The organism is Pseudomonas folii, from assembly GCF_014357575.1.
Lineage (GTDB): Bacteria > Pseudomonadota > Gammaproteobacteria > Pseudomonadales > Pseudomonadaceae > Aquipseudomonas > Aquipseudomonas folii.
Genome location: NZ_JACONW010000157.1, coordinates 1 through 11,834 on the forward strand (window position 1 = coordinate 1; position 11,834 = coordinate 11,834).

At 56.9% G+C, this 11,834-nt stretch carries 12 protein-coding genes; 10 read left to right on the forward strand and 2 right to left on the reverse strand.

Annotated elements, in window-relative coordinates; all coding sequences use genetic code 11:
- Nucleotides 1-15: 15 nt before the first annotated feature.
- Nucleotides 16-1,068, reverse strand: coding sequence for an NAD(P)-dependent alcohol dehydrogenase (locus H8S59_RS22790; protein WP_095097008.1), 1,053 nt, complete (start codon nt 1,066-1,068; stop codon nt 16-18).
- Nucleotides 1,069-1,246: 178 nt separating this feature from the next.
- On the opposite strand from H8S59_RS22790, the gene H8S59_RS22795 reads away from it, so the two are divergent.
- Nucleotides 1,247-2,152: an AraC family transcriptional regulator gene (locus tag H8S59_RS22795; protein WP_095097005.1), complete on the forward strand. Its 906-nt coding sequence runs from the start codon at nt 1,247-1,249 to the stop codon at nt 2,150-2,152.
- A gap of 74 nt (nt 2,153-2,226) precedes the next feature.
- Here H8S59_RS22795 and H8S59_RS22800 read toward each other — a convergent pair whose 3' ends face one another.
- Nucleotides 2,227-3,882: a 4Fe-4S dicluster domain-containing protein gene (locus H8S59_RS22800; RefSeq protein ID WP_187522884.1), complete on the reverse strand. Its 1,656-nt coding sequence runs from the start codon at nt 3,880-3,882 to the stop codon at nt 2,227-2,229.
- A gap of 526 nt (nt 3,883-4,408) precedes the next feature.
- Between H8S59_RS22800 and H8S59_RS22805 the strand changes: the two genes are divergently transcribed.
- From H8S59_RS22805 to H8S59_RS22845, 9 genes are all read left to right on the forward strand, one after another.
- Nucleotides 4,409-5,158 (forward strand): electron transfer flavoprotein subunit beta/FixA family protein, encoded by a 750-nt coding sequence (locus H8S59_RS22805; RefSeq protein WP_187522885.1) that lies wholly within the window; start codon nt 4,409-4,411, stop codon nt 5,156-5,158.
- 2 nt (nt 5,159-5,160) lie between these two features.
- Nucleotides 5,161-6,090 carry an electron transfer flavoprotein subunit alpha/FixB family protein gene (locus H8S59_RS22810; protein WP_187522886.1) on the forward strand — a complete coding sequence of 310 codons (930 nt, stop codon included), beginning with the start codon at nt 5,161-5,163 and terminating at the stop codon, nt 6,088-6,090.
- 158 nt (nt 6,091-6,248) lie between these two features.
- A complete protein-coding gene (locus H8S59_RS22815) occupies nt 6,249-7,073 on the forward strand; it encodes a substrate-binding periplasmic protein (RefSeq protein WP_187522887.1) in 825 nt (274 codons plus the stop codon).
- A gap of 75 nt (nt 7,074-7,148) precedes the next feature.
- Nucleotides 7,149-7,475, forward strand: coding sequence for a DUF4398 domain-containing protein (locus tag H8S59_RS22820; protein WP_187522888.1), 327 nt, complete (start codon nt 7,149-7,151; stop codon nt 7,473-7,475).
- Entirely contained in the window at nt 7,472-8,287 is an 816-nt protein-coding gene (locus tag H8S59_RS22825; RefSeq protein WP_187522889.1) for an OmpA family protein, read from the forward strand. The genes H8S59_RS22820 and H8S59_RS22825 overlap by 4 nt, the downstream gene beginning before the upstream one ends.
- A gap of 215 nt (nt 8,288-8,502) precedes the next feature.
- The gene (locus H8S59_RS22830; RefSeq protein WP_187522890.1) at nt 8,503-9,942 is read left to right on the forward strand and encodes an aminotransferase-like domain-containing protein; all 1,440 of its coding nucleotides are present in this window, start codon (nt 8,503-8,505) and stop codon (nt 9,940-9,942) included.
- Nucleotides 9,943-10,059: 117 nt separating this feature from the next.
- On the forward strand, nt 10,060-10,674 hold the full coding sequence (locus H8S59_RS22835) for a translation initiation factor 2 (protein WP_187522891.1): 615 nt from the start codon (nt 10,060-10,062) through the stop codon (nt 10,672-10,674).
- 73 nt (nt 10,675-10,747) lie between these two features.
- Complete coding sequence (locus H8S59_RS22840) at nt 10,748-11,005, forward strand: YkgJ family cysteine cluster protein (protein ID WP_187522892.1); 258 nt, start codon at nt 10,748-10,750, stop codon at nt 11,003-11,005.
- A 56-nt stretch (nt 11,006-11,061) separates the two neighbouring features.
- A complete protein-coding gene (locus H8S59_RS22845) occupies nt 11,062-11,667 on the forward strand; it encodes an START domain-containing protein (RefSeq protein ID WP_187522893.1) in 606 nt (201 codons plus the stop codon).
- The last annotated feature ends 167 nt before the right edge of the window (nt 11,668-11,834 follow it).

Sequence of the window (11,834 nt, forward strand, 5' to 3'; positions counted from 1 at the left end):
GGGATCGCTGACCGATCAAGCCTTCAACGTCGCCATATCGATCACAAAGCGATACTTCACATCGCCTTTCACAACGCGCTCAAACGCTTCGTTGATGTTGCGAATGTCGAGCATTTCGATGTCGCAGGTGATGTCGTGTTCGGCGCAGAAATCCAGTACTTCCTGGGTTTCTGCCATGCCACCAATCATCGAGCCAGCCAGTACCTTGCGGGACATGACCAGATTTACTGCGTTCACCGGCGGATCTACTGGCTCGATCAGCCCAACCAGAATGTGCACGCCATCGAAGCGCAGAGTCTGCAGGTAGGGGTTGAGATCGTGCTGCACCGGGATGGTGTCCAGCAGGAAGTTGAATGTCCCGGCAACGGCTTGCATCTGCGCTTCGTCGGTGGAGATGACCACATGATCAGCGCCCTGACGACGACCTTCTTCTGCCTTGCTGGCGGAGCGGGTGAACAGGGTGACTTCAGCGCCCATGGCCTTGGCGAACTTGATGCCCATGTGGCCCAGGCCGCCCATGCCCAGCACGCCAACCTTGTCACCAGCCTTCACACCGTAGTGCTTGAGTGGCGAGTAGGTGGTGATGCCAGCGCAAAGAATCGGAGCAGCGCTGGCCAGGTTCAGTTTTTCAGGAATGCTCACTACGAAGCGTTCACTGACTACGATGCTGTCGGAGTAGCCGCCCATGGTCAGGCTGCCGTCGATGCGGTCCTGCCCGGCATAGGTTGGGGTCATGCCGTTCTGGCAGTAGTTTTCCAGATCCGCTTTGCAGGCGTCGCAAGTGCGGCACGAGTCAACCATGCAGCCAACGCCTACCAGGTCGCCGACTTTGTACTTGCTGACATCGGCACCGACCGCAGTCACTTTGCCGACGATTTCGTGGCCGGGCATCAGTGGGTAAGCCGCGAAACCCCACTCGTCACGGGCCTGGTGAATGTCAGAGTGGCAAACGCCGCAAAACATGATTTCGATGGCCACATCATCCGGACGCGGGCTGCGGCGTTCGAAGGACATGGGGGCGAGGGGCGCGGTCGATGATTGAGCGGCATAACCGATAGCTGTGTACATGGTGAACCTCGCAAGGCAATGAATAGTTGAGGCTGACCAGTTTGCGGGAAGGTGGGGTTCAGGACCATGGTCATTCCTCCGCGACTCATGCCTGATCCTCCGGAAGTTTTGGGTTGGATATTGCTACATGTGGCATTTCTGCGATCATGCTGCTGTCTAATCCTCCGCCCGGTGCCTCATGTTGTTGCCTCATCAATCCGATGCCAATGCCACCCTCGTTTCGCTGATCAAGCCATTGGCAACGCGTCCAGGTTTCGTCCCGACGCTGCTGCCTGAAGTCAACGTGGTGTCGCTTTCCACTTATGTTGCGAGTAGCCCGCAGATCTACGAGCCGAGCCTGATGATCATCGCTCAAGGCGGAAAGCTGGCCAGTCTCGGCACCAGGACCTTCGATTACGGTGCCGGGCATTATCTGGTTCAGGCACTTTCGGTGCCGTTCATGTGCGAAACCTTTGCCACCCCTGAAGCGCCATTGTTTGGCGTTTCGGTGGCGATTGACCGGGTGATGCTGGGCGAGCTGGTGCAGGCCATGGGGCCGATGCCGGATCAGGTTGTTGAAGCGCAGACTCCGGAGTCCATGACCTCGGTGTTGCTGGATGCGCCGATGCGGGAAAGCGTCGAACGATTGTTGCGTTGCCTGCACGATCCGCTGGATTGCCAGGTGCTGGGCCCGTCGCGGCTGCGCGAAGTGCTGTATGCCGCGTTGCGCGGTCCTCAAGCCGGGGTCTTGCGTGCGCTGGTCGCCCAGCAGAGTCATTTTTCCCGTGTCGCGGCATCGCTGGCCTACCTGCATAGCCATTACGCCGAGCCGTTGAATGTAGATACCCTGGCACGGCAGGCCAACATGAGTGCATCAACCTTCCATGAGCATTTCAAGCGCAGCACCTTGCTGTCGCCGGTGCAGTATCTCAAGCGTCTGCGCCTGCTTAAGGCCCAGCAAATGCTGATTGCCGAAGGGATGGGAGTGGCGCAGGTCGCGCATTGCGTCGGGTATCAAAGCACGTCGCAATTCAGTCGGGAATATAAGCGCTACTTCAACCGAAACCCGGGTGAAGAGGGGCTGCAGCTGCGAATTCCGGCTTGATTTGCGATACAAAAAAAGCCCCGTAAGGGGGCTTTTTTCTTTTAGCTTGCAGCTAAAAACTTGCAGCTGCTCTGTTACATATTCGGGTACGTCGGGCCGCCGCTGCCTTCCGGTGTCACCCACGTGATGTTCTGCGAAGGGTCCTTGATGTCACAGGTCTTGCAGTGCACGCAGTTCTGGGCGTTGATCTGGAAGCGCTTCTCGCCGTCTTCCTGAGTCACCACTTCATAGACGCCAGCCGGGCAGTAGCGTTGTGCGGGCTCGTCATACAACGGCAGGTTGGTACCGATCGGGATGCTCGGGTCGGTCAACTTCAGGTGGCACGGCTGTTCTTCTTCGTGGTTTGTGCCCGAGATGAACACCGAGCTGAGCTTGTCGAAGCTGAGCTTGCCGTCGGGTTTCGGGTAGTCGATCTTTGCCGAGTCTGCTGCCAGCTTCAGGCAGGCATAATCCGGCTTGGTGTCGTGCAGCGTGAACGGCAGCTTGCCACCGAAGATGTTCTGATCAACGAAGTTGAACGCGCCGCCCATGATGGCGCCGAATTTGTGCAGGGCCGGGCCGAAGTTGCGGCTGGCGAACAGCTCTTCGTGCAGCCAGCTGTTTTTGAAGGCGGAGACATAAGTGTTCAGCTCATCGCCGCCTTCTTTACCTGCAAGTAACGCCTCTGCCACCGACTCTGCAGCCAGCATGCCGGACTTCATCGCCGTGTGGCTGCCTTTGATCTTGGCAAAGTTCAGGGTGCCCAGATCGCAACCGATCAGTGCGCCGCCCGGGAACACCATCTTCGGCAGCGAATTCAGACCGCCTTTGCAGATTGCTCGCGCGCCGTAGCTGATGCGTTTGCCGCCTTCAAGGTACTGCGCGACCACCGGGTGGTGCTTGTAGCGCTGGAATTCATCGAACGGGGACAGGTAAGGGTTGCTGTACGACAGGTCGACGATCAGACCTACGACCACCTGGTTGTTTTCCAGGTGATAGAGGAAAGAACCGCCCATGTTGTCATCGTCCAGCGGCCAGCCAGCGGTATGCACCACCAGACCTTGTTCATGTTTGGCCGGGTCGACTTCCCAGATTTCTTTCAAGCCAATGCCGTAGTGCTGGGCGTCAGCTTCGGTATCAAGGTTGAAGCGTTTGATCAGTTGCTTGCCAATGTGGCCACGGCAGCCTTCGGCGAACAGGGTGTACTTGCCGCGCAACTCCATGCCGGGGGTGTAGAGACCTTCTTTTGGCTTACCCTCGCGGTCGACACCCAGGTCACCGGTAATAATGCCGCGTACCACACCGTTTTCATCGATCAACGCTTCCTGAGCGGCGAAGCCCGGATAGATTTCTACACCGAGGTTTTCGGCCTGCTGGGCGAGCCAGCGGCACAGGTTGCCGAGCGAGATAATATAGTTGCCTTCGTTGTGCATGGTCTTGGGCACAAACAGGTCAGGCACTTTCATCGATTTTTCAGCGCTGCGCAGGACATAGATGTCATCGCGCTTGACCGGGGTGTTCAGCGGCGCGCCGAGGTCTTTCCAGTCCGGGAACAACTCGTTCAGCGCGCGGGGTTCGAACACTGCGCCCGAGAGGATGTGTGCGCCAACTTCGGAGCCTTTTTCCACCACGCAGACGCTGATTTCCTGACCGGCTTCAGCAGCCTTTTGTTTTAGACGGCACGCGGCAGAAAGCCCGGCGGGGCCGGCACCGACGATGACGACGTCGAATTCCATAAATTCGCGTTCCACAGGCTATCTCCTACTCAAGGCTCACAGTATTTTTTTATATGCAGCGTACTAACCAGCGTGCGGGGCATCAGTAACCCGCATCTTCGAATGCTGCGCAGTATATCTACACCACCCGGCAGGGCCAATACAAACGTTTGTTTGAAATGGCCGCAGGCCAGATAAAACGTAGACGCGCGGCTCATGACTGGCGGTTTTGTCGTATTGACCGCATAACGGCTTGCGGTCAAGATACGGACGGTTTTGCGCTCGCCGTAGGCTGAACATCGCCTGAACTGCACCTCTGAGGCGTCACGAGCGCGCTACAGACAATCCAGGCCACGAAGAATGCGGGTGCAAAGTTTACACGCCTGCATTACCCAGATGTGCGGCATCTGGCGTTTATCCCTGTTTAGGTGGCTTGTTTATCGAGGCCGCCGTTCGTTCTGTACGAATACGGCTGTTCCCAGAGGTTGCTTCAAGGGTACATATGCATCGCCGGGTGCTGCACCGGGCGACTTTCTTTTCACCGGAGAGAAACGAGGAATCCATGAAGGTTCTAGTAGCTGTCAAACGAGTGGTCGACTATAACGTCAAGGTTCGCGTCAAGGCGGACAACTCCGGCGTCGATCTCGCTAACGTCAAAATGTCGATGAACCCCTTCTGCGAAATCGCTGTGGAAGAAGCCGTACGCCTGAAAGAGAAGGGCGTGGCGACTGAAATCGTCGTTGTTTCCATTGGTCCGACCAGCGCTCAGGAGCAACTGCGTACCGCGCTGGCTCTGGGTGCCGACCGTGCCATCCTCGTTGAGTCCGCCGAAGAGCTGAACTCTCTGGCCGTTGCCAAGCTGCTCAACGCGGTCGTTGCCAAGGAACAGCCTCAGTTGGTCATCCTCGGCAAACAGGCGATCGACAGCGACAACAATCAGACAGGCCAGATGCTGGCGGCCTTGAGCGGTTTTGCCCAGGGTACTTTCGCTTCGAAAGTTGAAGTCAGCGGCGACAAGGTTGCCGTGACCCGCGAAATCGACGGCGGTTTGCAAACCGTTTCGTTGAGCCTGCCAGCCGTGGTCACCACTGACCTGCGTCTGAACGAGCCACGCTACGCGTCGCTGCCCAACATCATGAAAGCCAAGAAGAAGCCGCTTGAAGTGCTGACCCCAGACGCTCTGGGTGTTTCCACTGCATCGACCACCAAGACCATCAAAGTCGAAGCGCCTGCTGCGCGTAGCGCGGGCATCAAGGTGAAGTCGGTGGCTGAACTGGTCGAGAAACTGAAAAACGAAGCGAAGGTAATCTGATCATGACTATCTTGGTAATCGCTGAACACGACAACGCTGCATTGGCTCCGGCCACTTTGAACACTGTCGCTGCTGCTGCCAAAATTGGCGGCGACATTCACGTACTCGTTGCCGGTGCAGGCGCTTCGGCTGTTGCCGATGCCGCGGGCAAAGTAGCGGGAGTGGCGAAAGTTCTCGTTGCGGACAACGCCGCCTACGCCCATCAACTGCCGGAGAACATCGCTCCGCTGGTGGTAGAACTGGCGGGTGGTTACAGCCACATCCTGGCGGCTGCGACCTCCAACGGCAAAAACATTCTGCCGCGCGTTGCTGCGCTGCTGGACGTCGACCAGATCTCCGAGATCATTTCGGTTGAGTCGGCTGACACCTTCAAGCGTCCGATCTACGCGGGTAACGCCATCGCTACCGTTCAGTCGTCGGCCTCGATCAAAGTGATCACGGTGCGCGCTACCGGTTTCGATCCGGTTGCTGCTGAAGGCGGCTCGGCTGCGGTTGAAGCGGTTTCTGCCGCTCATGACGCAGGCAAATCCAGCTTTGTCGGCGAAGAGCTGGCTCAGTCTGATCGTCCGGAACTGACCGCTGCCAAGATCGTCGTTTCTGGCGGGCGTGGCATGCAGAATGGCGACAACTTCAAGCACCTGTACACGCTGGCTGACAAGCTGGGCGCTGCTGTTGGCGCTTCCCGTGCCGCCGTGGACGCAGGCTTTGTGCCGAACGACATGCAAGTCGGTCAGACCGGCAAGATCGTGGCGCCTCAGCTGTACATCGCGGTGGGTATCTCCGGCGCGATCCAGCATCTGGCAGGCATGAAAGACTCGAAAGTCATCGTCGCTATCAACAAGGACGAAGAAGCGCCCATCTTCCAGGTAGCCGATTACGGTCTGGTAGCCGACCTGTTCGAAGCCATTCCTGAGCTGGAGAAGCTGGTCTAATCCGGACGCTTCGCTTATAAGTGCTTCCATAAAGCCCCGTTCGTTTCGGCCTGTGAGCATCGCAGTTAGTGCGAGTTCATGTGGTTCGGGCGAGCGGGTTTTTTATTGGCTGTTCTAAAGCCTTATAGAAAAAGTCTGAACGCAAACAAGGATTCTCCATGGGTCAGTCAAACAGGCTGCTTGCTGCGCTTTTCATCGGTTTGCTTGCAGGGCCCGGCCTGGTAATGGCAGCGGGCAAGTGTGAACGTCTGATTGTGACCGGCAGTCCGGATGCGCCGCCTTACCTGTGGCGTGACCCCCAGGACCCCAGACATCTGATGGGCGCCAGTGCTGATCTGTTCAAGCAGGCGGCGCAAGAGCTCGGGATCAAGGTCGAAGTGCTGTATGCCGGGAAACGCAGTCAGGCGCTCGAAGAAGTACGTAGCGGTCGGATGGACATGTTGGTGGACGCGCCACTGAGTCAGGCCGAACTGGAGGCGCTGGACTACATCCATCCGCCGTTGATCCAGAATGAAATCATGGTCTGGACGCGCCACGATCAAGCACTTTCGCTGGATACATTGGCTGATCTTCAGGGGCACACGGGTGCAGCATCTGAACGAATCCGGCTGACCCAGGCGTTCGAGGCGGCCGTAAAGGCGCAGCTGACCCTTGAGCGTCTGCCCAATCTGACTGAAGCTTTTCAGAAATTGATGCTGGGACAGGTGGACTACGTTCTCGCCAGTCGCTATCCAGGTTTGGCAATGGTACAGACGCTGGGCCTGACCAAGGATCTGGTGACACGACCACAACCGGTTGACCAGCCCGGTCTGTATCTCGCACTGTCGTTCAACTCAGCCTGCAACGATCCCTGGCTTCGCGGACAACTGGCGAAAAAGATGACAGAATCGGCCGCCTCTGGCCTGTCGGGCGAAGCAATCAAACGCAATCTGGAAATCTGGAAGGCTCAATTACTGCAACCGGCCAGCGCCCCAAACAAGTAGGAATGTTTTTTTGTGATTTCTTTCGTGACCTGTCTAGCGACTTCATTTGTAAAAAGACGCCCCTTATTGGCCGCCATGGCACTCGTTACCCTGGCTGGCTGTGCCAATGATCCGGCACCCATCGAGCAGATGAAGCTGACCGAAAAAGCCGTTGCACAGGCCAAGGCCGTCGGCGCTGTCGACGATGAGCCAGAGATGCACATGGCGGAATCGAAACTCGCTCAGGCCCGATCCGACATGACCAACGAGTCGTATAAGGCTGCACGCATGCAGGCCGAACAGGCTGAGCTGGACGCGCGTCTGGCGGAGGCTCGGGTTCTGACTGAAAAAAGCCAGGCGCAAGTAACCCAACTGAATACTCGCCTCAATCGTCTGCGCAAGCAGTTGGGGGAGGGCCAGTGAACCTTATTCCGCGTGTATTGAGCGTCTGCCTGCTGCTGGGTTCTGCCGGACTTTACGGTTGCGCAGGTCATCAGGGTGGCGAACAGGCCTTGCAACAGGCCAATGCTGATTTCCAGAAGGTCAAAGAAGACAGCGATGTGCTGCGCAGCGCCCCGAAAGACGTAGTCCGGGCGGGTGAATTGCTGGGCAAGGCGGAGCGCTTGTCGAGTTATCTGGGCAGCGGCAGTGACGTGGCTCACTACGCTTATCTCAGCAGCCGGTACAGTGAAATCGCCCGTGAACATGCCAATTTGCTGCTCAACACCGAGCGCCTGGAAAAGCAGGAGATGGAGCGTCAACGTCTGCAACTGGCGCTGCGTGAAGCCAAGCTGGCCAGCGCCCAGCAACACGGCCAGTGGCTGGAAGATCAGATTGTCAGCCTGGCTACCACGCAGACTGAGCGTGGCCTGGTGATGACATTGGGGGACGTTTTGTTCGATACCGGTCATGCCGAACTCAAAAGTTCGGCTAACCGGACCGTGCTCAAGGTTGTGCAATTTCTGCAGCTCAACCCCAAGCGCGTCGTACGTATTGAAGGCTACACCGACAACGTCGGCGACAAGCAGGAAAACCTGCGCTTGTCTCAGGAGCGTGCGCAGTCGGTGGCTGACGTGCTGACGGATTTGGGTATCGATGAAAAACGCATCCATGTTCAGGGCTACGGTGATGAATATCCCGTTGAAGCCAACGCCTCGGAGCGTGGGCGTGCAAAAAATCGTCGGGTCGAGATCGTTTTTTCTGATTCGAAGGGGCAGCTCGGCCTCAATCGCTGAGAAAGTTTGAAAAAAATCGACGCCTGTTTTCAGGTGTCGATTTTTTTTGGCTTAAAAAGCCTACGGTTTGGCGCTTTTGCCTGGTAAATTTTTTAATCAGCAGGTTCAGGGACTAGCCGTTCGGGAAACTGTCCCAGTACACTTCACAACTGTTCTGGTGACAAATCGACTATTTTCCTACAAAAGCAAGTCGCCAGCGGTACCGAGGCTGCGTCATGACCAACCTTTTGCTCTACCAGAAAATCGCTCAGCAACTGGCTGAAGACATTCGTCGTGGCGTTTATCAGCCGGGCGAGCGTGTGCCATCGGTGCGCAAGATGAGCTCGCAACTGAATGTGAGTCATGCGACCGTCTTGCAGGCCTATGCGAATCTGGAGGATCAGGGGCTGATTCGCGCCCGGCCGCAGTCTGGCTACTACGTGCACCAGACCCCGGCGCTGACGGCGCCCACGCCCGATATCGCCCGTGTTGAAAGGCCGGGCCTGGTAACGCGCAGCAGCATCATTCAGCAGGTTTTGACGGAGTCGCGCAGGGAAGGGGTCTTCCCTCTGGGCGCTGCGGTGCCTCACGTCGACTATTTGCCTGTGCGGGCCCTGCATCAGCAGATAGCAAAAGTGACTCGTTTTCAAAGTCCGCGAGCGTTCAGTTACATGTTCAGCCCGGGTTTTGAACCGTTGCGTCGTCAGGTTGCCATTCGTATGCGTGATGCAGGCGTCGTTGTGGATCCGGCAGATGTGGTGATTACCCACGGCTGTGTGGATGCATTGCAGATGGCGTTAAGGGTGGTGACGCGGCCAGGGGATTTGATTGCGGCAGAATCGCCAAGTTATTACGGACTCCTGCAACTGGCTGATCTTCTGGGGCTCAAGGTTATCGAGATACCCAGTGATCCTCAGACGGGCATCAGTCTGGAAGCGTTGCAACTGGCCGCCAATCAATGGTCGATCAAGGCATTGGTGCTGACTTCGCGCCTGAGTAATCCGCTGGGCAGCACCATGCCCGAAGAGCGGCAGAAGCACTTGCTGCGGCTTGCCTCGGATTTCGATATCCAGGTCGTTGAAGATGATGTTTATGGCGAGTTGATGTTTGAGCAGGGACGAACCAAGGCGCTGAAGGCCTTTGATCGTCTGGGGCGCGTTATCTATTGTTCCAGCTTCTCTAAAACCTTATCGCCCGGCGTACGTATCGGCTGGATGATTGCGGGCAAATACCAGGCTGAGATTCAGCGCCTTCAGATATTCAGCACCCACTCTGCGTGCAGTGTCACCCAGATGGGGGTTGCTGCTTATCTGGAAAATGGCGGCTATGACCGCCATCTGCGCTTTATTCGCGTCGAGTACCGGAAAAATCTCAGCGCCTTTCAGCTCGCTGTGCAGCAGTATTTTCCCGAAGGCACCCAGATGAGTCGACCGCTGGGCGGTTTTATCCTGTGGGTCAGCTTGCCGGGGCGAGTGAACACTCAGGAATTGCACATCCGGGCGCTGGAACAGGGCATCAGCATCGCCCCGGGCCTGATCTTCAGCAATACAGAACAGTTCAACCACTGCATCCGGCTAAACTGTGGCATCCCATGGAATCGTGAAGCGGAACGCGCGCTTATGACGCTCGGAATGTTGGCAAAACAGTTATGCCAGGAAACGGTTGACCTGTACTGAGGTCAGCTATGTAGGCCCTGCAGAAATAGCGAGTCGCTCTGTAGGTTGAATCTCGGTCTTGTTATTGGACGCGCAACAGGCCAGCATATTGCTTTCGGCCTTTGCCATTTCTGCCCTATGAATGTTTTCCGTTGTGTTGCATTGTCGGTTGTCGTCCTTCTGAGCGCCTGTGATGCTCAGGACAGCGCTGCACCCAAACCCAAGGTGTCGGCCGAGGCTCAGGCTCCCGCGAAGACCACTGTCAGCCCTCCTGTGGCCGAGTCTGCCAAGCCAGCCCCGGAACCCGCAAAAACACAGGTGCACGACCTGGCACCGAATGTGTCGGTGGTTCCGGTGAAGACCAACGTTGATGCGGCTCCCGTCAGCAAGCAGAACAAGGCTGAAGCAGCCAAAGCGCCTGCCAAGACGGCGAAGGAAAAAAAGCGCGAGGCAGTGACCCGCAAGTCGGTGGCAGAAAGTAAAAAAGCGCTCAAAGACACCAGCCTTAACAATGCCAAGCTTGATTTGAGCCTGCCTCCTGAGCTGGCCGAAGAGCTGAAGCCTGCCGGAACGACCCAAGCGAAGCCCCGCAAGCCGATATTGCCGCAGATGTTCGGTGATAAGCGTGCGTCCGGTAATGACCCGTTCGAGCTCAACGGGCGCATCCTGAGCAATGAAATGGATTTGCAGATGCGTAACGACAGTCGTCGGGACGTGGAAGGTGCAGCGCTGGATTTCAAATTCAGACAATAGCGCCGGGCATTTCAAACACGCGTTTCAGCGGTTACTATCCTTACTCGAATTTTATCTGTCAGGGTTGCTGGTCATGGACTGCCGCTCAGGTTGTGGTGCTTGCTGCATCGCGCCTTCTATCACATCCCCCATTCCCGGCATGCCGGACGGCAAACCAGCGGGCGAACGCTGCCTGCACCTGTCGCCCGACATGCTCTGCGCGATCTTTGGTCAGCCTGAGCGGCCTGCGGTGTGTAGCCAGTTCAAGGCTGCGCAGGATGTGTGCGGCGTCGATCAGGCTGATGCGATCCGTCTGATCACCTGGTGGGAGGAAGCCACTGCAGTTGCCTGATCTGTGCCGTACGGCAGAATTGATTCGCTGGAACTTCAACAATAAGGAATACAACAATGAGTTCGTTGCATCGAATGGCTGTTCTCTGTGGGGTGACTGTTCTCCTGGCTACTGGTGCTCAGGCTGATGACTGGACGGTTGCAAAGGATGAGGCCGGGATCAAGGTTTCCCTGAGCGAGGTGCCGGGTTCTCAGTACAAGGCCTACCGTGGTGAAACGGTTATCAACGCAAGTGTCGCGAAGTTGCGCAGCCTTCAGGAAGATGTCGCGGGCGCTTGTGCCTGGATTCATGAGTGCAAATCGCAGAAAGTGCTCAAGCACGAAGGCAACCAGGCCTGGACTTACACGCAGATCAACACGCCATGGCCGGTGACGCCTCGTGATTCTGTGTTGCTGGTGACGACGGAAGAGGGGGCTGACGGCAGTCTGGTCCGCAAGCTTGAGGAAGTGCCCAAGTACATTCCCGAAGAAAAAGGTTTTGTGCGGGTGTCGCAAGTCGACGGCTTCTGGAAGTTCGTGCCACAAGGGCCGGACAAGACGCAGGTAACTTACCAGGTACACACCGAGCCGGGCGGCAGCGTGCCTTCATGGCTGGCCAACAAGTTCGTGGTGGAAGCGCCGTTCAATACGTTGAAGGCGCTGAGGGAAAGGGCTGAGAAGTAGTTTTCAGTTGTCACGCATCCTGTCAGTCAGAGATTTGAACCTGTAGGAGCTGCCGAAGGCTGCGATGCATTTATCCTGACACGCCGCCTTCGCAGCCTCGCGGTGCTCGTGCGCTCTCATCAAAAATGAAATAACCAACTGAAATCAAATGTTTTTTTGTAGGAGTG

Bases quoted from the DNA above. Each gene is read 5' to 3' on its own strand.
- H8S59_RS22790 (WP_095097008.1), bottom strand. From the start codon at position 1,068: ATGTACACAGCTATCGGTTATGCCGCTCAATCATCGACCGCGCCCCTC.
- H8S59_RS22795 (WP_095097005.1), top strand. From the start codon at position 1,247: ATGTTGTTGCCTCATCAATCCGATGCCAATGCCACCCTCGTTTCGCTG.
- H8S59_RS22805 (WP_187522885.1), top strand. From the start codon at position 4,409: ATGAAGGTTCTAGTAGCTGTCAAACGAGTGGTCGACTATAACGTCAAG.
- H8S59_RS22810 (WP_187522886.1), top strand. From the start codon at position 5,161: ATGACTATCTTGGTAATCGCTGAACACGACAACGCTGCATTGGCTCCG.
- H8S59_RS22815 (WP_187522887.1), top strand. From the start codon at position 6,249: ATGGGTCAGTCAAACAGGCTGCTTGCTGCGCTTTTCATCGGTTTGCTT.
- H8S59_RS22820 (WP_187522888.1), top strand. From the start codon at position 7,149: ATGGCACTCGTTACCCTGGCTGGCTGTGCCAATGATCCGGCACCCATC.
- H8S59_RS22830 (WP_187522890.1), top strand. From the start codon at position 8,503: ATGACCAACCTTTTGCTCTACCAGAAAATCGCTCAGCAACTGGCTGAA.
- H8S59_RS22835 (WP_187522891.1), top strand. From the start codon at position 10,060: ATGAATGTTTTCCGTTGTGTTGCATTGTCGGTTGTCGTCCTTCTGAGC.
- H8S59_RS22840 (WP_187522892.1), top strand. From the start codon at position 10,748: ATGGACTGCCGCTCAGGTTGTGGTGCTTGCTGCATCGCGCCTTCTATC.
- H8S59_RS22845 (WP_187522893.1), top strand. From the start codon at position 11,062: ATGAGTTCGTTGCATCGAATGGCTGTTCTCTGTGGGGTGACTGTTCTC.